Annotated in this window: 28 protein-coding genes; 18 read left to right on the top strand and 10 right to left on the bottom strand. The window is 63.8% G+C overall.

The window, feature by feature from the left end; translation table 11 throughout:
- The first annotated feature begins 94 nt into the window (after nucleotides 1-94).
- The 4 genes from AC04SH_RS15600 (at nucleotide 95) to clpS (ending at nucleotide 1,597) form a co-directional block, all read left to right on the top strand.
- Nucleotides 95-397, top strand: coding sequence for a hypothetical protein (locus AC04SH_RS15600; protein ID WP_181061323.1), 303 nt, complete (start codon nucleotides 95-97; stop codon nucleotides 395-397).
- Nucleotides 398-434: 37 nt separating this feature from the next.
- Complete coding sequence (locus tag AC04SH_RS15595) at nucleotides 435-662, top strand: hypothetical protein (protein ID WP_112561108.1); 228 nt, start codon at nucleotides 435-437, stop codon at nucleotides 660-662.
- A gap of 158 nt (nucleotides 663-820) precedes the next feature.
- Nucleotides 821-1,159: a hypothetical protein gene (locus tag AC04SH_RS15590; protein WP_488575685.1), complete on the top strand. Its 339-nt coding sequence runs from the start codon at nucleotides 821-823 to the stop codon at nucleotides 1,157-1,159.
- Nucleotides 1,160-1,291: 132 nt separating this feature from the next.
- Nucleotides 1,292-1,597, top strand: coding sequence for an ATP-dependent Clp protease adapter ClpS (gene clpS / locus AC04SH_RS15585; RefSeq protein ID WP_142870161.1), 306 nt, complete (start codon nucleotides 1,292-1,294; stop codon nucleotides 1,595-1,597).
- A 342-nt stretch (nucleotides 1,598-1,939) separates the two neighbouring features.
- On the opposite strand, the gene AC04SH_RS15580 is transcribed toward clpS, so the two are convergent.
- The 4 genes from AC04SH_RS15580 to AC04SH_RS15565 are packed head-to-tail and all read right to left on the bottom strand — an operon-like array spanning nucleotide 1,940 to nucleotide 8,769.
- Nucleotides 1,940-4,027, bottom strand: coding sequence for a hypothetical protein (locus AC04SH_RS15580; RefSeq protein WP_488575684.1), 2,088 nt, complete (start codon nucleotides 4,025-4,027; stop codon nucleotides 1,940-1,942).
- 1 nt (nucleotide 4,028) lies between these two features.
- Complete coding sequence (locus AC04SH_RS15575; RefSeq protein WP_488575683.1) at nucleotides 4,029-6,854, bottom strand: DUF4159 domain-containing protein; 2,826 nt, start codon at nucleotides 6,852-6,854, stop codon at nucleotides 4,029-4,031.
- Entirely contained in the window at nucleotides 6,851-7,765 is a 915-nt protein-coding gene (locus tag AC04SH_RS15570) for a DUF58 domain-containing protein (RefSeq protein ID WP_488575682.1), read from the bottom strand. Before AC04SH_RS15570 ends, AC04SH_RS15575 begins: the two co-directional genes overlap by 4 nt.
- Entirely contained in the window at nucleotides 7,765-8,769 is a 1,005-nt protein-coding gene (locus AC04SH_RS15565; protein WP_488575681.1) for an AAA family ATPase, read from the bottom strand. The genes AC04SH_RS15570 and AC04SH_RS15565 overlap by 1 nt, the downstream gene beginning before the upstream one ends.
- Before the next feature lie 147 nt (nucleotides 8,770-8,916).
- Between AC04SH_RS15565 and AC04SH_RS15560 the strand changes: the two genes are divergently transcribed.
- Genes AC04SH_RS15560 through AC04SH_RS15550 form a run of 3 tightly spaced genes read left to right on the top strand, consistent with a single transcriptional unit; the run spans nucleotide 8,917 to nucleotide 11,446 of the window.
- On the top strand, nucleotides 8,917-9,546 hold the full coding sequence (locus AC04SH_RS15560) for a DUF1285 domain-containing protein (RefSeq protein ID WP_488575737.1): 630 nt from the start codon (nucleotides 8,917-8,919) through the stop codon (nucleotides 9,544-9,546).
- A complete protein-coding gene (locus tag AC04SH_RS15555) occupies nucleotides 9,546-10,178 on the top strand; it encodes a CoA pyrophosphatase (RefSeq protein ID WP_488575736.1) in 633 nt (210 codons plus the stop codon). The genes AC04SH_RS15560 and AC04SH_RS15555 overlap by 1 nt, the downstream gene beginning before the upstream one ends.
- Nucleotides 10,175-11,446: a CCA tRNA nucleotidyltransferase gene (locus tag AC04SH_RS15550; RefSeq protein WP_488575680.1), complete on the top strand. Its 1,272-nt coding sequence runs from the start codon at nucleotides 10,175-10,177 to the stop codon at nucleotides 11,444-11,446. The genes AC04SH_RS15555 and AC04SH_RS15550 overlap by 4 nt, the downstream gene beginning before the upstream one ends.
- A 3-nt stretch (nucleotides 11,447-11,449) precedes the next feature.
- Here the strand turns inward: AC04SH_RS15550 and AC04SH_RS15545 are convergent, their stop codons facing one another.
- From AC04SH_RS15545 to hemF, 3 genes are all read right to left on the bottom strand, one after another.
- A complete protein-coding gene (locus tag AC04SH_RS15545) occupies nucleotides 11,450-11,635 on the bottom strand; it encodes a DUF1059 domain-containing protein (RefSeq protein ID WP_454577264.1) in 186 nt (61 codons plus the stop codon).
- A 334-nt stretch (nucleotides 11,636-11,969) separates the two neighbouring features.
- Entirely contained in the window at nucleotides 11,970-12,230 is a 261-nt protein-coding gene (locus tag AC04SH_RS15540; RefSeq protein ID WP_192258836.1) for a DUF1344 domain-containing protein, read from the bottom strand.
- 244 nt (nucleotides 12,231-12,474) lie between these two features.
- Nucleotides 12,475-13,389, bottom strand: a complete 915-nt coding sequence (gene hemF / locus AC04SH_RS15535) for an oxygen-dependent coproporphyrinogen oxidase (RefSeq protein ID WP_112561184.1) — start codon at nucleotides 13,387-13,389, stop codon at nucleotides 12,475-12,477.
- A gap of 111 nt (nucleotides 13,390-13,500) precedes the next feature.
- On the opposite strand from hemF, the gene AC04SH_RS15530 reads away from it, so the two are divergent.
- The gene (locus AC04SH_RS15530) at nucleotides 13,501-13,758 is read left to right on the top strand and encodes a hypothetical protein (protein ID WP_488575679.1); all 258 of its coding nucleotides are present in this window, start codon (nucleotides 13,501-13,503) and stop codon (nucleotides 13,756-13,758) included.
- 82 nt (nucleotides 13,759-13,840) lie between these two features.
- On the opposite strand, the gene soxR is transcribed toward AC04SH_RS15530, so the two are convergent.
- Nucleotides 13,841-14,323, bottom strand: a complete 483-nt coding sequence (gene soxR, locus AC04SH_RS15525; RefSeq protein WP_488575678.1) for a redox-sensitive transcriptional activator SoxR — start codon at nucleotides 14,321-14,323, stop codon at nucleotides 13,841-13,843.
- 138 nt (nucleotides 14,324-14,461) lie between these two features.
- Nucleotides 14,462-14,920 (bottom strand): tRNA (cytidine(34)-2'-O)-methyltransferase, encoded by a 459-nt coding sequence (locus AC04SH_RS15520; protein ID WP_488575677.1) that lies wholly within the window; start codon nucleotides 14,918-14,920, stop codon nucleotides 14,462-14,464.
- A 445-nt stretch (nucleotides 14,921-15,365) separates the two neighbouring features.
- On the opposite strand from AC04SH_RS15520, the gene AC04SH_RS15515 reads away from it, so the two are divergent.
- From AC04SH_RS15515 to AC04SH_RS15500, 4 genes are read left to right on the top strand one after another with little or no spacing between them, the layout of a single operon-like run.
- Entirely contained in the window at nucleotides 15,366-15,755 is a 390-nt protein-coding gene (locus AC04SH_RS15515; RefSeq protein WP_488575676.1) for a hypothetical protein, read from the top strand.
- Between the two features lie 27 nt (nucleotides 15,756-15,782).
- Complete coding sequence (locus AC04SH_RS15510; RefSeq protein ID WP_488575675.1) at nucleotides 15,783-17,663, top strand: ABC transporter ATP-binding protein; 1,881 nt, start codon at nucleotides 15,783-15,785, stop codon at nucleotides 17,661-17,663.
- Nucleotides 17,664-17,673: 10 nt separating this feature from the next.
- Nucleotides 17,674-19,557, top strand: coding sequence for an ABC transporter ATP-binding protein (locus AC04SH_RS15505; RefSeq protein WP_488575735.1), 1,884 nt, complete (start codon nucleotides 17,674-17,676; stop codon nucleotides 19,555-19,557).
- A gap of 9 nt (nucleotides 19,558-19,566) precedes the next feature.
- Nucleotides 19,567-19,878 carry a DUF6665 family protein gene (locus tag AC04SH_RS15500; protein WP_477238612.1) on the top strand — a complete coding sequence of 104 codons (312 nt, stop codon included), beginning with the start codon at nucleotides 19,567-19,569 and terminating at the stop codon, nucleotides 19,876-19,878.
- 15 nt (nucleotides 19,879-19,893) lie between these two features.
- Here AC04SH_RS15500 and AC04SH_RS15495 read toward each other — a convergent pair whose 3' ends face one another.
- Entirely contained in the window at nucleotides 19,894-20,238 is a 345-nt protein-coding gene (locus AC04SH_RS15495; protein ID WP_488575674.1) for a cupin domain-containing protein, read from the bottom strand.
- A 315-nt stretch (nucleotides 20,239-20,553) separates the two neighbouring features.
- Here AC04SH_RS15495 and petA point away from each other — a divergent pair, with 315 nt between their 5' ends.
- From petA to AC04SH_RS15465, 6 genes are all read left to right on the top strand, one after another.
- Nucleotides 20,554-21,114, top strand: a complete 561-nt coding sequence (gene petA / locus AC04SH_RS15490) for a ubiquinol-cytochrome c reductase iron-sulfur subunit (RefSeq protein ID WP_112561092.1) — start codon at nucleotides 20,554-20,556, stop codon at nucleotides 21,112-21,114.
- Nucleotides 21,115-21,130: 16 nt separating this feature from the next.
- On the top strand, nucleotides 21,131-22,435 hold the full coding sequence (locus AC04SH_RS15485; protein WP_488575673.1) for a cytochrome b: 1,305 nt from the start codon (nucleotides 21,131-21,133) through the stop codon (nucleotides 22,433-22,435).
- A gap of 23 nt (nucleotides 22,436-22,458) precedes the next feature.
- On the top strand, nucleotides 22,459-23,331 hold the full coding sequence (locus tag AC04SH_RS15480) for a cytochrome c1 (RefSeq protein WP_488575672.1): 873 nt from the start codon (nucleotides 22,459-22,461) through the stop codon (nucleotides 23,329-23,331).
- 127 nt (nucleotides 23,332-23,458) lie between these two features.
- Complete coding sequence (locus tag AC04SH_RS15475; protein WP_488575671.1) at nucleotides 23,459-24,154, top strand: acid phosphatase; 696 nt, start codon at nucleotides 23,459-23,461, stop codon at nucleotides 24,152-24,154.
- 167 nt (nucleotides 24,155-24,321) lie between these two features.
- A complete protein-coding gene (locus AC04SH_RS15470) occupies nucleotides 24,322-25,467 on the top strand; it encodes an alpha-hydroxy acid oxidase (protein WP_142870163.1) in 1,146 nt (381 codons plus the stop codon).
- 9 nt (nucleotides 25,468-25,476) lie between these two features.
- Nucleotides 25,477-26,022: an adenine phosphoribosyltransferase gene (locus AC04SH_RS15465; protein ID WP_477238600.1), complete on the top strand. Its 546-nt coding sequence runs from the start codon at nucleotides 25,477-25,479 to the stop codon at nucleotides 26,020-26,022.
- The last annotated feature ends 3 nt before the right edge of the window (nucleotides 26,023-26,025 follow it).

Genomic DNA, 26,025 nt, shown 5'->3' with positions numbered 1-26,025 from the left:
GAAAAACTCACGAAAAAAATCAAAGGCATAAAGGGTGCCGTGGCGGTCAGGACATCGGCTGCGACGCTAGTCTCCGGAGTAACGGACATTACCAATGCACAGGTTCACGATCAGCTTGATGGGTGCGCTGCTCAGCATTTCGCTCGTCACGGCCGCGGTCGCAGCCTCCAGCGCAAAGGTGACGCCGATCACAAGGAGCGAGCGCTGCATCGATCTCAATCGCCAGGTAGACGAAGCCCTCGAAACCCATGCCGCGGCAACGCAGGTCACCGCGGCGAAAGCACTGCAAAGAAAGGGAAACCGGTTCTGCGCCAACAAGAAACAGGCACAGGGTATCCGGATGCTCGCGAACGCTTTGAAGCTGCTTGGAGTGACACCGATCGACCCGGTTCAGTGACACTCAAACCGACCCGCACAAAAAAGGAAATGAAGCCATGAAAAAGTCCATCCTCTCCGCCACCGGTCTCGCCGTCGCTCTCGCTTTCGCGATGCCGGCTCTCGGCAATGCCGCTGCCACCACGACCGCTGCTCCGGCTGCTTCGACGACCGCTCCGGCGACCACGACCGCCAAGCCCCCGGTGAAGAAGGTCGTCGCCAAGAAGCCCGTCAAGAAGCACAAGAAGGCCAAGAAGGTCGTCAAGAAGGACGCTCCGAAGGCCTGATCCAGACCAACCCTGTAGGGTTGTCTGTAACAAGGCCGCTCCAGCACCCCCCGGCTGGAGCGGCCTTGTCGCATGAGCTGATATGATTACCCATTGATGGGTGCCGGCCACCCAGGACTTTAACCCGTTTGCAATGCCGGTCCGGTAGGACAGCCAGCATGAAGAAGCGGCTTTCATACATTCTGCGCTCGATGGCCATTGGCGGCCTTGTGGCCTCGGCTGTGGTCAGGGTACTGATCCAGTTTACCGCGAGCCCGGTGCCCGATCCGGTGAGCGGGCGCACCGAGCCGTCGCTGTTCGCGCCGGCGATCTCCAGCAACTGGCAATACATAACGCCATGGCAGAGCCTGCTGCTTGCCGTGCTCACCGGCGGCGCGCTGGCCTGCTTTGTCGGCTGGCTTGCTGTTGCCTGGATGGAGCGCAAGGCAGATGCGGCCAGGTCCGCCTCAGCAGGGCAATTCCACGCTCGTCGCATCATCGACCGCCAGGGCCGTTGAACCGCGGCAGACAGTTCCTAAATTTGTGAACGGCAGCACTCCCGGAAAGCCGGTTTCGCGCGCCGATCAAAATGGACGACCGCTTTCCCCCATGACAAAGTGAGAGCGACCCTCGCGCAATGCCGGTTTCCCATGCCTGAGATTGTCTCCAAACCCCGCACCAAGACCAAGCCGCAGACCGAGCGGCCGAAACTCTACAAGGTCATCCTCGTCAATGACGATTTCACGCCGCGCGAATTCGTGGTGACGGTGTTGAAGGGCGAGTTCAAGCTCAGCGAAGACCAGGCGCGCCGGGTGATGATCACCGCCCACCAGCGCGGCGTCTGCGTCGTCGCCGTGTTCACCAGGGATGTCGCCGAGACCAAGGCGACACGAGCCACCGATGCCGGCAAGGCCAAGGGCTATCCGCTGCTGTTTACGACAGAGCCGGAGGAGTGAGCGACCGGTTCGCCGCAGGCGAATTCATCGTGCCAATGGCACGATGAAAGGCCGCGAACGCTGGGGAGTTGCCGAAGGCAACGAGGCCCCGGCAGGCACCGTTTGCCGTGGAGCGCCGACAGCCATGGCGCGACGGCTGGTTTTATGTTTAAGCATTTGAAGCGGAGGGCAGAACATCGGTTCGTGGCGGTGTGGGCGGCGGCCCTTCGCAGGCTCAGGGCGTTCGAACCTCGAAAAGCCAAGCAGTTGGCTTTTCGTCCGCTGCGCGGACCGCTTCTCACCCCCTCATCCGCCCTCCGGGCACCTTCTCCCCGTGAACGGGGGAGAAGGAATGGAGCGCCGCTACCGTCCCTCTCTATACCACATCGCGCCCATGGCCAGCAGCAGCAGGCCGAGGCCGAGGAAGCCGCCGAACAGGGGCACGCGCGACACGGCTTTCAGCACGCTGTCATCTGTGGTGCGCAGGCCGATCCAGTCGGCACCCGAGGCCGCGCCCGAGGCGCGGACCGGGACGATGGAGGGCAGGGCGACACTACCGGTGAGCTGGCCAAGGGCCGACGACGCCGCCAGCCGGCGAACGCTGCCGCCGGTGGCTTCGGCCGGCGCCTTCAGCCGGTCTTCGGTGGAGATGACGTCGGAGAATTCCGGCGCGTTGACCGGGCCGACATGGGCAAGTGCGGTCAGGTCGCCATTGCCGATCTGGTAGAGGCCGATCTCCTTGGTCTCGATGCTGCCGAGGAACACGCCGGGCTCGGATTTTTCCAGCTTGACGATCAGCGCCTTGCCCGAGGGGGTGATCACCTGGGCCGGGCCGGGGTCGTCGCTCATCGTCTGGCGGCGGATTTCCAGCACCATGCCGCGGCCGTCGGCGGTCAGGCGCTCTTCCTCGAGCTCAGGCTCCTTCATCAGCCAGTGTGCGATGCGGCGGTAGAGCTGGACATGCGGGCCGCCGCCCTCGAAGCCGCGCGCCCATAGCCAGCCCTGATCAGACAGGAGCATGCCGACGCGACCTTCGCCCTTGTGGTCGAGCAAAAGCAGGGGACGGTTGTCGGCGCCTTTCATCACCACTTCGCCTTCGGGATTCTGCACGCCGATGGTGCGGAACCAGCGGCTCCAGTGCGGCGGCTCTGAGGCCGAACCGTCGAGGCCGCGCGTCACCGGATGGCGCTGGCCGAGATCGGTGAGGCGCGGATAGAACGCCTTGTCGATGACTTCGCCTGTCGGCATCGCCGGCAGCGAAGACATCAGCGGCGTGCGGGCGATCGAGGCGTCGCCGGCATATTCCGGCCCGGCGGCGATCAACAGCGCGCCGCCCTTTTCGACATATTCGGAGATGTAGTCGTAATAGAGGATCGGCAGCACGTCGCGGTGCTGGTAGCGGTCGAAGATGATCAGGTCGAAATCCTTGATCTTCTCGACGAACAATTCGCGCGTCGGGAAGGCGATCAGCGACAATTCGTTGATCGGCGTGCCGTCCTGCTTTTCCGGCGGCCGTAAAATGGTGAAGTGAACGAGATCGACCGAAGCGTCGGATTTCAACAGGTTGCGCCAGGTGCGCTCGCCGGCATGCGGCTCGCCGGAGACCAGCAGCACGCGCAGGTTTTCGCGGATGCCGTCGATCAGCGCGATGGCGCGGTTGTTGGCGTCGGTCAGTTCGCCCGGCTCGCGGTCGATGGAGAGTTCGACAATGTTGCGGCCGGCGCCCGGAATGGTCACCTGCAGCGGCATGGGCTGGCCAATGGTGGCTTCTTCGACCGCGACCTGCTCGCCATTGACCGAGACGCGGACATCGACCGGGCCGGTTTCGCCATCGGTGGCGATGACGCGGTAGGTCATGTCGAGCGGCTTGCCGACGAGGCCGAAGCGCGGCGCGTTCTCGAAGCGGATGCGGCGGTCCTTCTCGTGCTCGTTGCCGGTGATCAGCGCGTGCAGCGGGGCGTTGAAGTCGGGGGCGGCGGGCGGCGCGTCATGCACCTCGCCATCGGTGATCATGATGGCGCCGCCGATGCGCGATGGCGGCACGTCGCGAAAGGCGCCTTCGAGGGCTGCAAAAAGCTTGGTCTCGGTGCGCTCTTCGGCGGCTTCGGACTTGCCGGCCTCGACGACGCGCACGTCGAACTGCTTGAAGCGGGCAAGGCGCTGCTGCAACCCTGCCAGCGCTTCGTCTGTCTGTTTGGTCCGGTCGCCTATGTCCTGGCTTTGGCTGCGGTCGACGATGACGGCAACGACGCTTTTCAACGCCTCGCGCTCCTCGTCGAGGAAGACCGGGTTGAGCAAGGCGGCGCCGAGCGCAATCAGCGCTGCGAAACGGAAGATCGCGCCGCGCTGGCGAAACCACAGGCCGACTGCCGCCAGCAACAGCAACGGCACCAGCACCAAAGCCAGCAAGGGCCAGGACAGCAGCGGTTCGAAGGAGATCGACCAGTTCATCTCACTGCCCCAGCCGTTCGAGCAGGATGGGCACGTGCACCTGGTCGGATTTGTAGTTGCCGGTCAGCATGTACATCATGATGTTGACGCCGGCGCGCAGCGCATAGATGCGCTGCATCGGATCAGACGGCACGGTCGGCAAAAGCGGGTCGCCATTCTCGTCGACGGCCCAGGCGCCGGCAAAATCATTGGCGGTGATCAGGATCGGCGAGACGCCGTCGCCGACGCGCACCGGCCGGTTCTCGGCATTGCTGGCATCGAGCGAGGCTTCGACCCAGAGCGGGCTGCCGGCGAAGCGGCCGGGAAATTCGGGCAGGATGAAGAAGGATTTGGTCAGCACATGGTCGGCAGGCACCGGCTCCAGCGGCGGCACGTTGAGATTGCCGAGGATGTCGCGCAGCCGCTCCGTCGCCGGGCTCGCCGAATCGGCACCGATGCCGTTGGCAAACTGGTCGCGGGTGTCGAACAGCACCGTGCCACCCTGCTGCATATAGGCGTCGATGCGGGCAATCGCGGCTTCGCTCGGCATCGGGGCGGACGGGTCGATCGGCCAATAGATCAGCGGATAGAAGGACAGCTCGTCTTTCGAAATGTCGACGCCCGCCGGCGCGCCTGGCTCAAGCGCGGTCTTCTCGATCAGGAAACGGGTCAGGCCCTCAAGGCCGGCGCGGCTGATCGAATCGTCTGCGGGCACGCCGGTCAGCACATAGGCGATGCGGGTCTTGGCAATGTCCTCGATGGCCGCTGCATCGCCGGGTTTGGCATCGTCGGCGCGGGCGAGGTCGGCATGGCCAAACAACATGCCGAGGCCGAGCAGCAGCGCAGCCGTCGTCGCCGCAGCCGTGCGGGCGCGGCGCGGCCGGCGTGACAACAGCCCGCCCATCCAGAACACCGCCAGCGTGTCGAGCAGCATCAGCACAAGTGCTGCGGTCACCAGCGGACCCTTGAGGTCGCGCGATTCATCGAAAGCATACTGGATATTGGTCACCGGTACCGTGAATTGCGGACGGACCAGCGGCGCGAAGACGGTGGCCGGATCGAGCAGATTGTGGGCGAAGACGCCGGTTTCGGAGCCGTAGAGGCCGGGCGGGTTTTCGAACGTCACAGGCAGCGGGCCGGCGACGGGCACCAGCGGCCGCGCGTCCGGCGTCGGCGGCACCAGCGTGCCGTCGGCCGCGATCATGCGATAAGGAGCCAGCGATGTGGCGGCGGCTTCGGCGTTGGCGACCGCGGCACCCTGGTTGCGCGACAGCTGCACGATACGCCGCAGCATTTCGACGAAGCTGCCGGAGATCGGCAGCGTCGACCATGTCGCCTCCGGGGTGACATGGAACAGGACGAGCGTGCCCTTGCCCTTTTTCAGCCCGGTCACCAGCGGCGTGCCGTCGGCCAGCGTTGCCCAGGTGCGCTCGACGATATCGGGCGTCGGCTCGGCCAGGACCTGCCGGCTCACCGTGACTTCGGCCGGCGGCGCGAGGTCGGCAAAGGGGCCGTTCTTCGGGAATTCGGTGACCGGCTGCGGCGTCGTCCATGACAGGGAGCCACCGAGCGAACGCTCGCCGGTGCGCAGCCTGACCGGCAGAAGATCGTCGTCATTACCTGCGGCGGCCAGCCGCGACCCGGCGAAGCGCACCAACGTGCCGCCATTGTCGACCCAGTCGACCAGCCGCTGATGGACCTGTGGCGGAATGGTGCCGATATCGGCCATGACGATCATCGCCGGCTTCTGGTCGAGGAGCTGCGGGATGGCATCGGCAAGGTCGGCGCTCGACGGTTCGACCAGATCGGCGAAGGGCTGCAGCGCGCGCCTGATGTAGTAGAGCGGCGACAGGAGCGGCTGCGCCTGGTCGGCCTCGGCCTGCGACAACAATCCGACGCGGCGGCGCTTCGAACTTTCATCGAGCACGCGCACCGCACCTGCCTGGCGCTCGCCATCAAGGGCGATCGAGGCGAAGTCGTTGCGCAACTCGAACGGCACCGCCATCGTGCCGGTGGCGGCGGTCTCGCCGGGTGCGAAAGTCAGCGTCGCATCGGCGATGCGCCGGCCCTTGTCATCAAAGGCGCCGGCGGTGACCTGCGCCGGCGCTGGATCGCCGGGCGCGCGAATGGCGGTCAGTGCGAAGCCGTCGACCTGGTTCTCGGCGCCGGTGAGGCCGGTCAGCGCCAGCCGGTCGGAACTGGCCCAGACAACACGGGCGGCATTTTTCGACAGCAGCGTGTTGAAGGCGGCCTCGTCGCCTTTTGCGGCAAGGCCGTCGGCCAGAACGGCAACGCTGGCGCCGGGCAAGGTCTCCAGCACGCCGGCAACACGGGCATAGACGGCAGGACGGTCGGTCGGGATCGGCCGCGGTTTTGCCGCGCGCAGCCGGTCGAGAGCGGTTGCGGCGTCGAAGGGGCCGATCTCGGCATTCGGCTTTTCCGCTGTGAAGGCGATGACGACGGGCACGCCGTTCGAGCCGGCGTCGGCGATCAGCCGCTGCGCGGTGGCGACGCGCTTGCCCCAGTCGGCGGCACTTGCCCAGTCATTGTCGATGACCAGTGCCAGGGCAGCGCCCTCGGCCGGCAGTTTTTCGCGCGGGTTGAAGACGGGTTCGGCCAAGGCGGCGACGACGAGGGCTGCCATCAGCAGCCGCAGCAGCGTCAGCCACCACGGGCTCTGCTGCGGCGTCTCCTCGCGCTTCAGCACGCGTGCCAGGATCTTCAGCGGCGGGAACACCTCGGTCTGCGGCTTGGGCGGCGTCAGCCTGAGCAGCCACCAGATCACCGGCAGCGCCAGCAAGCCCCACAACACCATGGGAGCGCCAAAGGAGAGTGGCAGCCAGCTCATGCGCTGGCCCTTCCCGTGAACGCGCCATCGGCAGTCATCGCCATGTGGATGCGCACCAGCGCCTCGGAAGCGAGGCGGTCGGTGTGGTTGACGGTGTAACTCCAGCCGAGCCGCTTGCACCAGCCGGCCAGCTCCTGGCGGCGGGCGGTGTAGAGCAGGCGGTATTCGTCGCCGAGCATTTCGGCGCGGCCGGCGGTCAGCTTGTCGCCGGTCTCGGGATCGGTGAATTCGGTGCGGCCGGCATAGGGAAAGGTCTCCTCGGCCGGATCGGCGACCTCGATCAGATGCGCACGCACGCCATGGCGCGCCAGCACGTCGAGCCAGGCCATGGTCTCCTCGACCGGATCGAGGAAATCGCTGACGATGACGATGTCGCAGAAGCGGCGGATGCCGGACAGGTCAGGCTTTGCCGGCGGATCGGCGGCGTGCATCAACTGCGCTGCGATGCGCTCGGCGCCGTTGCGGGCGGTGAACGGATCGGTCAGGCCCGGCCAGGCGATGCGTTCGCCGCTGCGCGACAACAATTCGGCCATGGCCAGCGCCAGCACCAGCGCGCGCGATTCCTTGGACACGCTGGCGCCGGTCGATTTGTAGAGCATCGAAGGCGAGGGGTCGGCCCACAGCCATACTGTATGCGCGGCCTCCCATTCGCGGTCGCGCACATAGGTATGATCGTCGCGGGCCGAACGGCGCCAGTCGATGCGCGAGGAATCGCCTTCGACATAGGGGCGGAACTGCCAGAAATTCTCGCCGATTCCGCGCTTGCGGCGGCCATGCCAGCCGGCGATCACCGTGTTGACGATGCGGCGCGCCTCGACCAGCAGGTCGGGAACCAGCGAAGCCCGCAACCGGCCCCTGGCGAGCGCGTCGCGCGTCGCTGCCGGTGTCTGGACTTCGCCGATACGCGCCATCAGATGCCTTTGGACAGTTTCGCCACCACGTCACGCACGGTCGTGCCCTCGGCGCGGGCGGCAAAGGTCAGCGCCATGCGATGCTGCAGGACAGGCTCGGCCAGCGCGCGGATGTCGTCGACCGACGGCGCCAACCGTCCGTCATAAAGCGCGCGGGCGCGGGCGCAGAGCGTCAGCGCCTGGCTGGCGCGCGGGCCAGGACCCCAGGCGACGTGCTTGTCGGTCTCGGCATTGCCCTGGCCGGGGCGCGCCGAACGCACCAGCTTGAGGATGGCGTCGACGACGCTTTCCGGCACCGGCATACGGCGGATCAGCGTCTGGATTTCCTTCAACCGCACAGGCTGCAGGACGTTCTGCGCCTTTGCATCCTCGATGCCGGTGGTTTCCAAGAGGATGCGGCGCTCGGCCTCGATTTCGGGGTAGAGGATGTCGACCTGCATCAGGAAGCGGTCGAGCTGCGCCTCGGGCAGCGGATAGGTGCCTTCCTGCTCCAGCGGGTTCTGCGTCGCCAGCACATGGAAGGGCGCCGGCAGGTCGTGTCGGACGCCGGCGATGGTGACGTGGTATTCCTGCATCGCCTGCAGCAGTGCCGACTGGGTGCGCGGCGAGGCGCGGTTGATTTCGTCGGCCATCAGCAATTGCGCGAAGATCGGGCCGGAGATGAAGCGGAAGGAGCGCTTGCCGGCCTCGTCCTGCTCCATCACTTCGGAGCCGAGAATGTCCGACGGCATCAGGTCGGGGGTGAACTGGATGCGGCGCGAATCGAGGCCGAGCACGACGCCGAGCGTTTCGACCAGCTTGGTCTTGGCAAGGCCTGGAACGCCGACCAGCAGCGCATGGCCGCCGGCAAGCAGCGCCACCAGTGTGCGTTCGACCACCGCTTCCTGGCCGAAGATGACGCGGCCGACGCCGTCGCGGACCCTCGAAATATCGGCCAGCGCCGCCTCGGCCTGGGCGATCATGTCCTTTTCACTGATCGGGCTTTCCTTGACCATAACGCTCATGCCGCATCGATCCTTGTGCTGGAAGTACCGGCTTGCACTGTAGCAGTGCCGCAGAATGCCGCGATTCGGCCTCGCCTGGCGCCTGCATTTCAACTTAAATCACAGACTTAGGCTGACAAGCGGAACAACAGTGACTATTTCGTGACCATGGCGGAACGCTCCGAACATCGCGAACAAAGCCTTACCGGTGCCACAGAGGCGCGCGGCCTCGAGGCGCTGATCTCGCGCGCCACCCGCGCCGGCAAGGGCGCAGCACCGGTAGAGCGCTGGAATCCGGACTTTTGTGGCGATCTCGACATGGAGATCAAACAGGACGGCACCTGGTTTTATCTGGGCACGCCGATCGGCCGCATGCCGCTGGTGCAGCTGTTTTCCACCGTGCTGCGCAAGGACGAGGATGGCAGGACATATCTGGTGACGCCGGTGGAACGGGTCGGCATCCGCGTCGTAGACGCGCCGTTCATTGCCGTCGAAATGAACGTTTCCGGCGCCGGCGCCGAGCAGACCATCACCTTCCGCACCAACGTCGGCGATGTCGTCGAAGCCGGGCCCGGCCATCCGCTGCGCTTCGTCGACGAGGACGAGACCGGCGGGCTAAAACCCTATGTGCTGGTGCGCGGGCGGCTGGAAGCACTGGTGGCGCGGCCGGTGATGTACGAACTGGTCGAGCATGGCGAGGAAATCGACATCGGCGGCAGGATAATGTTTGCCGTGCGCTCGAAGGGTGAGGTCTATCCGATCATGCCAGCGGAAAAACTGAAGCGGCTGAGCGCATGATGGACCAGGTGACGCCGCCGCCGTTTTCCACAGCGGATTTTCGGGCGCGGGTCGCGGCGCAAGCTGAAGCCCATGCCGGTGACGATTATGGCGACCATCGCTTCAACCCCGGTCATCCCCGGTTGAAGCAGCTGAAGGCGCTGCGCGATGCCGCTGTGCTGATCCCGGTCATCGACCACGGACGCGATGCGACCGTGCTCTTGACCAAGCGTGCGGAAAAGCTGCGCAGCCATTCCGGGCAAGTGGCTTTCCCCGGCGGCACGATCGATCCGACCGATCCGACCCCGGAAGCAGCGGCCTTGCGCGAAACCTTCGAGGAGATCGGGCTTGGCCAGGACCGCATCGAGATCATCGGCCGCATGCCCGACTATGTCGCCGGCAGCGGCTATCGCATTGCCCCGGTGCTGGCGATCGTGGAGCCTGGTTTTACTCTGTCGCTCAATGCCGACGAGGTCGACGCCGCCTTCGAAGTACCCCTGTCGTTCCTGATGGATCCGGCCAATCACACCCGGGACAGCCGCCTGTGGAACGAGCTCGAATGGTTCTTCTACGAGATGCCCTATGGCGGCCAGCGCATCTGGGGCGTCACCGCCGGCATCATCCGCACGCTCTATGAAAGGCTCTATGCTTGAGTGATCCGATATCGCTGGCGGGCAAGGCTGACTGGCTCGGTGAAAAACATCTGCAGCGGCTGCTTGCCGTGCTGGCGCAAGGCGGTGAAGAAGCCCGTATCGCCGGCGGCGCGGTGCGTAATGCGCTGATCGGTCAGCTGGTGGCAGACATCGATATCGCTACGACCTGCCTGCCTGAGGAAACCATCCGCCGCGCCGAAGCGGCGGGCTTCAAGGCGGTGCCGACCGGCATCGAACACGGCACGATCACGGTGATCGCCGGTGGCACGCCCTATGAAATCACCACGCTGCGCGCAGACATCGAGACCGACGGCCGCCGCGCCAAAGTGACGTTCGGCCGCGACTGGAAGGCCGACGCCGAACGGCGCGATTTCACCATTAACGCACTGTATGCCGAGGCCGACGGCACGGTAATCGACCTGGTCGGCGGTGTCGGCGATATCGAGGCGCGCAGGCTGCGCTTCATCGGCGATGCCGAGCAGCGCATCCGCGAAGATTATCTTCGCATCCTGCGCTTCTTCCGCTTTTTCGCCTGGTATGGCGACGGCCGGCCCGATGCCGAGGGGTTGAAGGCCTGCGCCCGGCTGAAGGACGGGCTCGAAAAACTCTCGGCGGAGCGCATCTGGTCCGAGCTGAAGAAGCTTCTGTCGGCCCCGGATCCGTCGCGCGCGCTGTTATGGATGCGCCAGGCCGGCGTGCTGGCCGGCGCCCTGCCGGAGAGTGAGAAATGGGGCATCGATGCCATTCACGGGCTGACAAAGACCGAGAAAGATCTGGGCTGGGCGCCGGATCCGCTGCTCAGGCTGGAGGCCATTGTGCCGCCCGATACGGCGCGGATGACGGTATTGGCCGAGCGGCTGAAACTGTCCACCAATGAGGCGGAGCGCCTGCGACACTGGGCGCTGACGGGTGCCATCGAACCGAAGACGAGTGAAGCGGAGCTGGCAAAGCTGCTTTATGCAGGCCATCGCCAGGGCTTTGTCGATCGCTTTCGGCTGTCGCTCGCCTCGGCGCGGGCGCGCGCCGTCGAGGACAATGACGCGCTTGTCCAGGCTGGCGGTTTTTCGCGCCTGCTGGCCTTTGCGCTGAAATGGGAAAAGCCGGTATTTCCGGTCAAGGGTGCCGATCTAACCGCACTTGGCGCGTCGCCGGGCCCGAAACTCGGCGCAACCCTGAAAAACCTCGAAAAGGAATGGATCGGCTCCGGCTTTACGCTCGATCGCGACGCGCTGCTGGAGCGCGCCGCGGAGGCGTTAAGGGCCAGTTGAACCTCAGGCCGCGTCGCGAACCTTCTCGATGCGCGAACGGATCGCTTCGATCATCGTCTCGCGGATGATCGTTTCGCCATGCGTCTCGCGCATGTGGTCGACGGCACGGCGCATCACCTCGGCTTCCTCGTCGGCACGGGTGTGCCACTCACAGCCGGGAACCAGCGAGCCGCAATGGAATTCCTTCATGGGGTTTTCTCCTTTCCTCCTGGGAGCCTGCGCCTCTCATGGGCACGAAGCTCCGCCACCTTTGTTCCGCGCCCTGTCACAGCAGTTGGTTTTGGGCGCGCGCACGGGGGAACAAGCATAACACGGTTCGGCGGTTTTGGTTGCCGCTAAAGCGCGTCGCGTCGAAGCGGATTCACGCGACGCGCTTTCGGCCTTTGATTTTATGCATGTGATTTTCCCAGAACCGAGGTCACTTTTGGGTGACATGCATAGGCGAAAAAGGCGGAGCAGCGCTGCTCCGCCTCTCTACGCTATCCCAGAGCAAGACCAATTCGGTCTTGTCCCGACAGGGCCGTCACTTCACGATCTTGACGGACTCGGCAACTTTGTTCTTGCCGCTCATGTCCCAGGAAACGCGGACCTTTTCGCCGGCCTTCAGGCCAGGATCCTTGAAGGTCTTGGGCAGCGTAAAGGTCGATCCATCGTCCAGAACAAGGCTCATGGCCGTTCCATCATAGGTTTTGACCGTGCCCGTGGTGTGCTTGACCGCGGCAAAGGCGACCGAACCGGAAGCGAGAAGGGCAGCGGCGGCTGCCGTTACAATGAGCTTTCGCATGGTAAGTACTCCTGGAAAATGCGGACATCCGTTTCTTGAGAATGCTCCGCCTTGTTCAGGGCCGTCCGGTAGCGTCGTGTCGCGGTTCGGGACTGAACCGCCGGCGCTTCCCGGCCCGGAAACGACAAATAGTCGTTTTGTTTCAATTGCCTATTAGACGAAAAAGATAATCCGAGCGCCACATTGAATGCCAAAATTCGGCGAATGGGACGCTTTTGCGGCTCACGCTTCGCTCACCGATTTGTTACGGCCACCTGACCTCCGGCGGCAGGCTGGACAGGATAGAGGCGACATTGCCGCCGGTCTTCAGGCCGAAGATGGTGCCGCGATCGTGAAGAAGGTTGAATTCGACGTAGCGGCCGCGGCGGATGAGCTGTTCGTCGCGGTCGTCGTCGGTCCAGTTTTCGTTGAAATGGGCTCGAACCAGGTGGCCGTAGACGACAAGAAAAGAACGTCCGACATCCTGGACGAAGTTCAAATCGGCATTCCAGCCGCCTTTGTCCTCGCCTGAATGCAGCCAGTCGAAAAAGATGCCGCCGACGCCGCGCGGCTCGTTGCGGTGCGGCAGATAGAAATACTCGTCGCACCAGGCCTTGAATTTGGGGTGGTCGGCGACGGCGGCGTTCTTCTCGCAGGCAAACTGCATGGCGCGGTGGAAGGCGACCGTGTCGGGATGATCCTCGGTGCGGTTGCGGTCGAGCACCGGGGTCAGGTCGGCGCCGCCACCGAACCAGTGGCGCGAGGTCACGACCATGCGGGTGTTCATGTGCACGGCCGGCACGTTGGGGCTCCAGGGATGTGCGATCAGCGAAATGCCTGAGGCCCAGAAGCTTGGGTCTTCCTCGGCGCCGGGCATCTGCTTGCGGAATTCGGGCGAGAATTCGCCATAGACGGTGGAGGTATGGACGCCGACCTTCTCAAAGACGCGGCCATGCATCATCGACATGGTGCCGCCGCCGCCCTTGCCCTGGTCGCGCTCCCACGGCGTCTTCTCGAAGCGACCGGGCGACCAGGCGGCCAGCGGCCCCTGCAACTCCTGCTCGATCTGCTCGAAAGTGGTGCAGATGCGCTCGCGCAGCGTCTCGAACCAGAGCCTGGCCTTCATCTTCTTCTGTTCGATGTCGGCCGGCAGGCCTGCCGGTATTTCTGGTCGTTCCAAAATCAGGTCTCCGGTCGCAGCCGACAAATGACTCGTCTTTTTAGGGCGCGATCCCTAATCTCTTAAGGGCAAGGGTCAAGTGTCATCTGGTCAAGGCCCAGGAGTTCTTTCATGCGCACCCCGGCAAGACCGCCGCTGGATGGCTTGAAGAAGCGGCTCGACCGTTCGCGCGCCGAGCGCGAGCGCATGCCGCGCGACGGTTTTCTGCGCGAGACCTTCGTCCTGCCGCGTTCGGATGCGCGGCTCAAAGCCAAGGAATGGTTCGAACGCTTTCCCAAGCAGGCCTACTGGACCGAGATCGAAAGCTGGTTCGAGCGGCCGGGAGATCTGATCGAATTTACGATCCGGCGGCTGCCGGCGGCGGACTAGGATTCCTCGCCCCGTTTACGGGGAGAGGATGCCGGCAGGCAGGTGAGGGGCGGCGCAAACCTTCAAATGCTAGCGCCGCCCCTCATCCGCCCTTTCGGGCACCTTCTCCCCGTAAACGGGGTGAAGGAAGAACCAGCCTTCTCGCTCCCGTCCCCTCCTTCGCCAGCCGGTCTTCCCTGTTCCTTAGCGGGCATTTGTCGATCGACATGCAGCCGCAGCCGATGCAGTCGGTCAGGCCGTCGCGCAGCTTCTTCAACTGGCTGATCTTGCGGTCGAGGTCGTCGCGCCAGCCGGTTGACAACAGGTTCCAGTCCTCGCGCGTCGGCGTGCGGCCTTCTGGGAGTGATTCAAGTGCGGCGCCGATCTCGGCCAGCGAGATGCCGACTTCCTGCGCCACCTTGATGATCGCCACCCGCCGCAGCACGTCGCGGCCATAGCGCCGCTGGTTGCCCGATGTTCGGTGGCTGCGGATCAGCCCGCGCGCCTCGTAGAAATGCAGCGCCGACACCGCCACGCCGCTGCGCATGGCCACCTGGCCAACCGTCAATTCCTTTACCGAAGTCATTTCGACTTTTCCGCTTGACCTCAACTTAAGTTGAGCTTGTAGCCAAGAAATGTCGATGGGGCAATTGAGGAGAAGGCAATGTGCGCCTGGGTGAGAATGACGCAAGAAATAAAGGCCGTTCGCGACGGCGATGAGGAATTAGCCGAGCTGCCGGATGGCTTCGCCGGCGACCATGGCGACGGACAGCGCGACGTTGATGCTGCGCGTGCCCGGCTGCATCGGGATCGTCAGCCGCGCATCCGCCGCCTGATGGACAGGATCTGGTACGCCGGCGGATTCGCGGCCGAACAGCGGGATGTCGCCGGCGGCAAAGGTGAAGCCCGTGTAGGCGATCGCGGCTTTGGTGGTGAGCAGCACCAGCCGGCGCTCGCTCGCTTGGCGCCAGTCCTCGAAGGCGTTCCAGTCGACATGCCGGGTCAGAGCGGCCATTTCGAGATAGTCCATGCCGGCTCGCTTGAGCGCTTTGTCGGAGAGCGGGAAGCCTGCCGGCTCGATAATGTCGACGCCAAGACCGAGGCAGGCGGCGAAGCGCAGGATTGTTCCGGTGTTGCCGGCAATGTCAGGCTGGTAGAGAGCGATGCGGAGACGGTGGTTCATTTCCGCGTCTTTCTAATAAGTGGCAGATCGGCCACAGCGGGCTCCTGGTTTTGGAAATTTCTGGACCTGCGGGTGGCCATTTTCTGCGAAGTCGATTATACCGCACGCATTGTCAACCCGAACCGATGGAGGGGTATTTCATGATGGCCATGCACATCCAGCGCCCCTCCCGTGGGCTTACCTGCCTGCCGGCGGTTTCGGTACGACGATTTACCTGACTTCTTAGATTTGATCGCACCGATTCCCGCCGAACCCAGTTTTCGGCTTTCGAAGGAATCCTGCGATGTTTTTCAACCTGTTGAAGGGGCCAAGCGCCCCAGTTGAGCGTGTCCCGACCGAGGTGTCCCCTCGTGTCCCGACCGATGCAATCCGTGCCTCCGGCCGAATGCCGGCGCACGACATTGCTTCGCCTTTTTATCTTTATTTGCACACGGAGGACGGACCGATGTTCGATCCCTACAGAATACCTGGTTCAAGAAGCCTGCACGAGCGCAAGACGGCGACCTGGGCGTTGCTGATCGGCGAGACCTACTCGTCGGCGGTTCACGCCGAGACGCGCCGGCGTCCGCATCGCGGCATGCTGCCGGATGTCGACTTCTCGCGTGCGGTTCCCGACCACAGCCGGCCGTCGCTGGTGCGCCGGATCATCCGGTTGATCCGGCCGGGCGCGAAAAACCGGGCTGGCGGCGGCATGCCGTCAGGTCAGTCGAACGCGCCTGTCGGCGAAAAGCCCGCAAGTCCCTATATTGCGCGAAGCAGGACCGATGGCCCGGGTGAGTCCGGGCCATCGGTCCTTGACGCCGTACGTTCCGGGGATTTTTCCCGCGCAGCGTGAGCGGACAACAGTTTTGTGAGCATCACTATGTTTAGCTGGTTTGAAAAAAGGCTCGATCCGTTCCCCGCAGCGGAACCGGTCGAGCCGCCGAAGACACTGGTTGCCTTCTGCGTGCATTATACGCGTGGCGCCTGGCCCTACATCATCGTCGATGCGGTTCTGGTGACGGCGATCGCGGTCGCCGAAGTGTGGATGTTCGGCTTCATGGGCCGCATCGTCGACTGGCTGTCCGGGCAGAATCGCGAAACCTTCCTGCAGACCGAGAGCTGGAAGCTCGCCGGCATGGCCTTTGTCGTGCTGTTCGCGCTGCCGGGCACGGTATGGCTGCATTCGCTGCTCAACCAGCAGACGCTGATGGGCAACTACCCCATGCGCATCCGCTGGCAGGTGCATCGCTATCTCTTGAAGCAGTCGATGAGCTTCTACCAGGACGAGTTCGCCGGCCGCATCGCCACCAAGCTGATGCAGACGGCGCTCGCCGTGCGCGAATGCGTCATCAAGGTGATCGACGTCCTCAACTACGTCATCGTCTATTTCCTCGGCATGCTCTTCATCGTCGGTTCGGCCGACTTGCGGTTGGCAGCACCGCTTGGCGTCTGGCTGCTCGGCTATATCGGGCTGTTGCGCTACTTCATCCCGAAGCTCGGCAAGGTCGGCGAGGCGCAGGCCAATGCGCGCTCGACCATGACCGGCCGCGTCGTCGACAGCTACACCAACATCCAGACGGTCAAGCTGTTTTCCCATGCGCGCCGCGAAGCAACGTTCGCCAAAGAGGGGATGGCTGGCTTCCTCGACACGGTCTACCGGTCGATGCGGCTGGTGACGGTGCTGTACGGGCTGCTCTACATCCTCAATGCACTGCTGTTGTTTTCTGTGACGGCGCTGGCGCTGTGGCTGTGGCTTGGCCAGGCGGTGACGATCGGCGCCGTTGCCGTTGTCATCGGCCTGGTGCTCAGGATGTGGGGCATGTCGCAGTGGATCATGTGGGAAATGTCCGGCCTGTTCGAGAACATCGGCACGGTGCAGGACGGCATCGCCTCGATCTCGCTGCCACGCCTGGTCGAGGACCGGCCGGGGGCGAAGGACATTGCCGTCACCAAGGGTGAGATTCAGTTCGACGATATCCGCTTCCACTACGGCAAGCAGAAGGGCGTCATCGAGAGCCTGTCGCTGACGGTGAAGCCCGGCGAGAAGGTCGGCATTGTCGGCCGCTCGGGTGCGGGCAAGTCGACGCTGGTCAATCTCCTGCTGCGCTTCTACGATTTGGAGAGCGGCCGGATCCTGATCGACGGCCAGGAGATCGCGTCGGTGACGCAGGATTCACTGCGCGCACAGATCGGCATGGTAACGCAGGACACTTCGCTGCTGCACCGTTCGGTGCGCGACAACATCCTCTACGGCCGGCCCGACGCCACGGAAGAGATGCTTGTCGAGGCAGCCGGGCGGGCCGAGGCGCTGGAGTTCATCGCCGGGCTTTCGGACCACACTGGACGCAAAGGGCTCGACGCTCATGTCGGCGACCGCGGCGTCAAATTGTCCGGCGGCCAGCGGCAACGCATCGCCATAGCTCGCGTTATGTTGAAGGACGCACCGATACTTATCCTTGACGAAGCGACCTCGGCGCTGGATTCCGAAGCCGAGGCCGCCATCCAGGAGAATCTCTACAAGCTCATGCAAGGCAAGACCGTCATCGCCATCGCGCACCGGCTGTCGACCATTGCGGCGATGGACAGGCTCGTCGTCCTCGACAAGGGCCGTGTCATCGAGGAGGGGTCGCACGAGGAACTCGTCGCCAGCGGCGGGCTCTACGCGCAGCTCTGGCAGCGTCAGTCGGGCGGGTTCCTGCTCGACGACGGCCCGGTCGGCGCCGCCAATGACGCTGTGGCCAAGGGAGAAGCCGCAGAGTGATGACGTCAGCATGATGACAGCCGTCTATCGCTGGTTCGAGAACTGGGTCTATCCGTTCAGGGAGCCAGCGAATCTTCGGCCACCATCAAGCGTCGGCGGCTTCCTCTGGTATTATGTCGGCCAGGCGAAGTTCGCCTTCTTCGCCATGCTGGTCATCGGCGGCATAGCGCCGCTGATCGAGGCCGGGCTGTTCTACTTCGTCGGGCGGCTGGTCGATATTCTCGACCAGCTTCCCGGTGAACGCAGCTGGCATGCGCTGTGGACCGCTGCCGGGCCCGAGCTTGTCTTCATGATCGCGGTGGTGCTGGTCATCCGCACCGTCGTCGTCGGGCTGTCGGCGCTGGTCAACGAACAGACGATCACGCCGGGTTTCTACAATCTGGTGCGCTGGCAGGCGCACCGGCACGTATCGCGCCAGTCCTACACCTTCTTCCAGAACGATTTCGCCGGCCGCATCGCGACGAAAGTCTGGCAGGCGGGGCAAGCGACCGGCGACCTGATGGAGAGCTTCATCGAGGTCATCTGGTTCATGCTCATCTATACGGTGACGACGCTGGCGCTGGTCGCTGGGCTGGATTTGCGCCTGGCCGTGCTGGTGGTGCTCTGGATCCTCGCTTTCGCCTGGCTGGCCAAGCTCTATCTGCCCTCGATCCGCAGGCATGCCGAGGCCACGGCTGAAGCTGGTTCGATGATCAATGGGCGCATCATCGATTCCTATTCCAACGTGCAGACGCTGAAGCTGTTCTCGGCCGATGGCGACGACCGCTACATCAAGAACGGCTTCGACATCTATCTCGACGCGCTACGGCCTTTCACCCGCCGGCTGACCGGCGTGCGCATGGCGCTGACGACGCTGTCGGGCATCATGATCACAGCGATTGGCTGCTTTGCCGTCTATCTCTGGGTCGAAGGGTCGATCACCGTCGGCGCCGTCGCTTTCACGCTGTCCCTGGTGCTGCGGCTCAACATGCTGCTCGGGCGGGTGATGATGCAGCTCAACGGCATTTTGCGAAACCTCGGCGTGCTGGAGAACTCCAAGGCGCTGATCTCGCAGCCTCTCGGCCTCATCGACGCGCCCGATGCGAAGGAGCTTGTCGTCGCCGGCGGCCGCATCGATGTGAAGAATGTCGAGTTCCACTATGGCAAGGGATTCGGCGTGCTGAACGGCATCAACCTTGTCGTCAAGCCGGGCGAAAAGGTTGGGCTGGTCGGACCGTCCGGTGCGGGCAAGACGACGCTTGCCAACCTCATCCTGCGCCTCTACGACCTTGAGAGCGGACAAATCACCATCGACGGGCAGGATGTGTCAGAGGTGACGCAGAATTCGCTGCGCGCCAATATCGGTGTCGTCAGCCAGGACACCGCGCTCTTCCATCGCTCGTTGCGCGACAACATCAAGCTCGGCATGCCGGATGCAACCGACGCCGAGGTGATCGCGGCGGCAAAGAAGGCCGAGGCGCACGAGTTCATATTGGGCTTGCGCGACAACCGGGATCGTGCCGGCTACGAGGCCTTTGTCGGTGAACGCGGCGTGAAACTGTCGGGTGGCCAGCGCCAGCGCGTGGCGATCGCCCGCGTCTTCCTCAAGGATGCGCCGATCCTGATCCTCGACGAGGCGACATCGGCGCTCGATTCCGACATCGAGGCGGCGATCCAGGAGAATCTGACGCGGCTGATGGAGAACAAGACGGTGATCGCCATCGCACATCGGCTGTCGACCATTGCCGCACTCGACCGGCTGGTGGTGCTGGACGGCGGCCGCATCGTCGAACAAGGCACGCATGATGAGCTTGTGGCGCAGGACGGGCTCTATGCGCGGCTGTGGAAACGGCAGTCCGGCGGCTTCCTCTATCACGAGGAAAGCGTGCTGGAAGAGACGCGGCCGGCGGAGTAGAACGCGATCATGTCGGTCAGAATGCCCTCGAATTTTGGACAAAGCAGCGCGCAGGAGAGCGCGCTGGACCTGCTCGGCCACGAGATCCTGGCCGAAAAAGCGGCCGCCCTCGGCCGCACTGGGCAACGTGTCGAGGAAACGCTGAAGAAGCTGCGCGAGAATCGTGAGCAAGACCAGCGCGCCCGGCTGCTGAAGGAGGCCGCCGCGGCGGTGCACGCCTATTTCATCCAGCGCGAACTTTGCGGCTTACGCCGGCATGAGTCGGTGATCCGCGAATACGACATCCCGAGGGCAGTGCTGGTCAGGCTCGGCGCCAGCTAAAGGCTGCCGACAACGTCATTCCAGCCATTCGGTGATGAATCTGCCGCTTTCGTGGATGTCGGTCGATTCAAGCGGGCCTGGGCCGAGATTGGTAAATTTGTGCGGTGTGTTCGGCGGCACGATGAGGATCTGGCCGGCTGTGGCCTCGATCTGCTGGTCGCCGATCGTGAACAGGCCGGTGCCCTGGCGGATGATGAAGATCTCGCAATACGGGTGGGTGTGCAGCCGCGGGCCGCCGCCGATCTCCGCCTGGTAATTGAAGATCAGGCAGGAGTTGGAGCCGTGGGCGCCCAATTGCAGTTCGCCCTGCCAAAGGCCGGGCGTCCTGGTCCAGGTCTCGCGGTCGATGATGTGTGCCATGCCAGCGAGACTAGATCACGGCAACCTGTCCTGTCGAGACAGGCGGGGAGCCTCGGATTTGCTGATATTTCCCTGTTGTTTAGCCGCCTTTGCCGGCCTTTGGACATCTGGCCGACTGACGCGCTCTTCTGTCCCCGCGACAATCTGCCCTTGTGGCCTCACCCCGCTGGACAAAAACGGGCTTCACGCATAAACCGAAATCCAAATGCCGGAGGAATTCGCTAGCTTGTTCGCCATGCGCTGTCGGGCCGGCGCGATGGAGCGGGGAACAAAGCTCGACCGCCGGCTCGGAAGAGGCGAAAGGATCAGGCACCCGTGAGCGCAACCGATACCCAGGATCCCAACCGTCGTGATTTTCTCTACGTCGCCACCGGCATGGCCGCAGTGGTCGGCGCAGGGGCCGTCGCCTGGCCGTTCATCGACCAGATGCGCCCCGATGCCTCGACGCTGGCGCTGGCCTCGGTCGAGGTCGATGTTTCCTCGCTGACCCCTGGCATGTCGCTGATCGTCAAATGGCGCGGTAAGCCGGTCGTGGTGCGCAACCGCACCGAGCAGGAGATGAAGGACGGCGAGGCCGTCAACCTTGCCGATCTCAAGGATCCGATTGCCCGCAACGCTAATCTGCCGGCCGATGCGCCGGCGACCGACGCCAACCGCACCACGCCCGGCAAGGAAGCCTGGATGGTGATGGTGCAGGTCTGCACGCATCTGGGCTGCATCCCGCTCGGTCAGGAAGGCGATTTCGGCGGCTGGTTCTGCCCGTGCCATGGCTCGGTGTACGATACCGCCGGCCGTATCCGCAAAGGCCCGGCGCCGGAAAACATGGCCGTGCCGGTATTCAAGTTCATTTCCGATACCAAAATCCTTATCGGTTGAGGCAGGGGATATTTCGATGAGCGAGGGACACTCGACCTATACGCCCAAGACCGGTATCGAACGCTGGTTCGACGCCCGCATGCCGCTGCCGCGCATGGTCTATGACAGCTTCATCGCCTATCCGGTGCCGCGCAACCTCAACTATGCCTGGACCTTCGGCGGCATCCTGGCGATCATGCTGGTGGCGCAGATCCTGACCGGCATCGTGCTGGCGATGCACTATACGGCCGACACCAATCTCGCCTTCAATTCGGTCGAGAAGATCATGCGCGACGTGAATTCGGGCTGGCTGTTGCGCTACATGCATTCCAACGGCGCCTCGTTCTTCTTCGTCGCCGTCTACATCCACATCTTCCGCGGGCTTTATTACGGCTCCTACAAGGCGCCGCGCGAGCTCCTATGGATCCTCGGCTGCATCATCTACCTCTTGATGATGGCGACCGGCTTCATGGGCTATGTGCTGCCCTGGGGGCAGATGAGCTTCTGGGGCGCCACCGTCATCACCGGCTTCTTCAGCGCCATTCCGCTGGTCGGCGACTGGATCCAGCAGCTGCTGCTTGGTGGTTTCGCCGTCGATAACCCGACGCTCAACCGCTTCTTTGCGTTGCACTATTTGCTGCCGTTCATGATTGCCGGCGTCGTCGTGCTGCACGTCTGGGCGCTGCATGTGGTCGGCCAGTCGAACCCGACCGGCATCGAGGTCAAGTCGAAGACCGACACCGTCGCCTTCACGCCCTATGCGACCATCAAGGACGCATTCGGCATGATCGTGTTCCTGTTCTTCTTCGCCTATTTCGTCTTCTACCTGCCGAACTTCCTCGGCCATCCGGACAATTACACGGTCGCCAACCCGCTGAAGACGCCGGCCCACATCGTGCCGGAGTGGTACTTCCTGCCGTTCTACGCGATCCTGCGCGCCATCACCTTCAACATCGGGCCGATCAACTCCAAGCTCGGCGGCGTGCTGTGCATGTTCGGCGCCATCGTCATGCTGTTTCTGGTGCCGTGGCTCGACACCTCCAAGGTGCGCTCGGCGGTCTACCGCCCTTGGTATAAGCTGTTCTTCTGGCTCTTCGCAGCCGACGCCGTCCTGCTCGGTTGGCTGGGCTCGCAGCCGGCTGAAGGCAGCTTCGTGTTCATGGCGCAGATGGCGACGCTGTTTTACTTTGCCTTCTTCCTCGTCATCCTGCCGGTGCTCGGCCTGATCGAGACGCCGCGCAGGCTGCCGAATTCGATCACCGAGGCGGTGCTGGAGAAGAACAAGGGTGCCGGTGGGGGACATCCGGCAGGTGCGAACGCCGCGCCGGAAACCAAGGGCTGAGCGAGAATCTAAGGGGATTTGGTATGAAAAAGATTCTCACCTCGCTTGCCCTGCTCGGCCTGTTGGCCGGCGGCATCGGAGCGGTCGGCAGCGTGGCGATGGCCGCTGAAGAGGCGCATAACGCGGCGGCACCGACGCATTTCCCGATCGACGAGCCGAAGGAAATGGACTGGAGTTTCGCCGGTCCGTTCGGCACCTACGACAAGGCGCAGTTGCAGCGCGGCCTGAAGGTCTACAAGGAAGTCTGCTCGGCCTGCCATTCGATGAACCTGGTGGCGTTCCGCACGCTGGAAGGCCTCGGCTATTCGGAAGCGCAGGTGAAATCCTTTGCCGCCGAATACACCATCCATGACGGTCCCAACGATGCCGGCGACATGTTCGACCGGCCGGGTAAGCCGTCGGACCATTTCCCGGCGCCGTTCGCCAATGAGGAGGCGGCTGCCGCCTCCAACGGTGGCGCAGCCCCGCCCGACATGTCGCTGCTGGCCAAGGCACGCGGTGTCGAGCGCGGCTTCCCGCGCTTCGTCTTCGACATCTTCACCCAGTATGCTCAGGGCGGCCCGGACTACATCCATTCGCTGCTGACCGGCTACGACGAGACGCCGCCGGCCGGCATGGTGATCCCCGAAGGTACCCACTACAATCCATACTTCATGTCCGGCGTGTCGCTGAAGATGCCGAAGCCGCTGTCCGACGGCCAGGTCACCTATGATGACGGTTCGCCGCAGACGGTCGACCAGTATTCGCGCGACGTCTCGGCCTTCCTGATGTGGGCTGCCGAGCCGCATCTGGAGGACCGCAAGAAGACCGGCTTCCGCGTGCTTGTGTTCCTGGCTCTGTTCGGCGCCCTGGTCTTTCTGACCAAGCGCAAGGTGTGGGAAGGCGTGGCGCATTAAGCGCTGCCAGCCACGTATTAAAAAAAGGGCGCCGAGAGGCGCCCTTTTGCTTTTCCGGAGGCGGCTTGTCACATAGCGGTCACCGCATCTGACGATCCTGTGCTGCCCTCATCAAAGGATCGCACCCATGAAAAGATACGCATCGCTCGCGGCAGGACTGCTGCTGCTCGTCGTCGGCTCGGCCGCCCAGGCCGAAGACGCAAAGCCCTTCATCACCAACAGGGATGTCGACCTGACGATGATCCTGCCGCCGCCGCCGGCCAACGACTCGGCTGAGACCAAGGCCGAGCTCGGCGCGGTGCTGACGCTGCAGGTGACACGCACGCCCGAAATGGAGGCCAGCGCCATTGCCGACGCCGAGGAAGACGTCTGGCGCTTCACCAATGTCATGGGGCCGAACTTCAACAAGGAAAAGCTGCCGAAATTCTCAGCCTTCTTCGATCGCGTCGTGGCCACCGAAGGCGCCGTCGTCGATCCGGCCAAAGATGTCTGGAAGCGGCCGCGTCCGCACCAACTCAGCGACCTCGTCAAGCCGGCGGTCAAGCTGTCGAGCTCCGGTTCCTGGCCTTCGGGTCATGCCACGGTCGGCACCATGATGGGCATCATCCTTGCCGACATGGTTCCGGAAAGGCGCGCAGAGATCATGGCGCGTGCGGCCGAATACGCCCACAACCGTGTGGTCGGCGGCATCCACTATCCGTCCGACGTCGAGATGGGCAAGATTTCCGGTAGCGTTATCGCCGCCGTCCTGCTCAACCGCGACGACTTCAAGGCCGAGTACGACGTGGCCAAGGCCGAGCTGCGTTCCGACCTCGGTATGTAAGCTATTCCCAACAGTCGGTTTTCGACAGCAAGGGGCGCCAGCGGCGTCCCTTTTTCGTTCATGGCTGTGGCCAAGCGGCAGTTTGGCAATTCACCCGTTGGCATGGCGGCATCGGATTGATATTCGACGCAGCGAGCTTCTTGCGCCATGGCATTTGGAAATCGATGATGCGGCTACGCGACTGTCACAACTTTTCCGATTTCCGGCGCATGGCGCAGCAGCGGCTGCCGGGGCCGATCTTCAACTACATTGACGGCGCGGCGGACGACGAGGTCACCTATCGCCGCAATACCGAGAGTTTCGAGCGCTGCGACCTCGTTCCCAATGTGTTGCGCGGTGTCAGCGAGATAGACATGTCGGTGACGGTGATGGGCCAGAAACTGGCCATGCCCGTCTATTGCTCGCCGACCGCCTTGCAGCGGCTGTTCCATCATCAGGGCGAGCGCGCGGTGGCCAAGGCTTCGGCCAAATTCGGCACCATGTTCGGCGTGTCCTCGCTTGGCACCGTCAGCCTCGAGGAAGCGCGCAAGATCAGCAGCAGTCCGCAGGTCTACCAGTTCTATTTCCACAGGGATCGCGGCCTCAACCGGGCGATGATGCAGCGGGCCAAGGCAGTCGGCGTCGAGGTGATGATGCTGACCGTCGACAGCATCACCGGCGGCAATCGCGAGCGCGACAAGCGCACCGGCTTTGCCATTCCCTTCAAGCTCAACCTTGCCGGCATGCTGCAGTTCGCACTCAAGCCGGGCTGGGCGATCAACTATTTCACTCATGAGGGGTTCAAGCTGCCGCAGCTCGACGAGCATGTCGACATGGGTGGCGGCACGATGTCGATCAGCCGCTACTTCACCGAGATGCTCGATCCGTCGATGACCTGGGACGATGTCGCCGAGATGGTCAGGCTGTGGGGTGGTCCGTTCTGCCTCAAGGGCGTCATGTCGGTGGAGGATGCCAAACGCGCCGTCGAGATCGGCTGCAGCGGCATTGTGCTGTCAAACCATGGCGGCCGGCAGCTGGATGGCTCGCGGGCGGCCTTCGACCAGCTGGCCGAGATCGTCGACGCCGTCGGCGACAGGATAGACGTCATCATGGATGGCGGCGTGCAGCGCGGCACGCATGTGCTGAAGGCGCTGTCGCTCGGCGCCAAGGCTGTCGGCGTTGGGCGCTACTATCTGTTCCCGCTGGCGGCGGCCGGACAGCCCGGCGTCGAACGGGCGCTCGAGCAGATGCGGGTCGAGATCGAGCGCGGCATGAAGCTGATGGGCTGCAGTTCGATCGAACAATTGTCGCGCACGAATCTCCGATTCAGGTAATCTCGGCTCATGAAATCCTCGCTCGAAGACACGCTGCTCGCCGCGATCCGCACCATTCCGGACTATCCCAAGCCCGGCATCCTGTTTCGCGACATCACCACGCTGCTCGGCAATGCGCGCGCCTTCCGCCGCGCCATCGACGAGCTGGTGCATCCCTATGCCGGCCAGAAGATCGACAAGATCGCCGGCATCGAGGCGCGCGGCTTCATTCTCGGCGGCGCCGTGGCGCACCAGCTTTCGGCCGGCTTCGTGCCGATCCGCAAGAAGGGCAAGCTGCCTTACGAGACGGTGCGCGTCGCCTACAGCCTGGAATACGGGCTGGACGAGATGGAGATGCACAAGGACGGTGTTGCGCCGGGCGAGAAGGTGATCCTGGTCGACGACCTGATTGCCACCGGCGGCACGGCGGAAGCAGCGATCAGGCTGCTCAGACAGATCGGCGCCGACATTCTTGCTGCATGCTTTGTCATCGACCTGCCGGACCTTGGCGGGCGGGCGAAGCTTGAGGCGCTGGGTGTGCCGGTGCGGACGCTGATCGGGTTTGAAGGACATTAGTGT

The organism is Mesorhizobium sp. CNPSo 4688 (genome assembly GCF_057784295.1).
The sequence above is the reverse complement of the archived record's forward strand: the minus strand, read 5'-3'. Positions and strand labels throughout refer to the sequence as shown.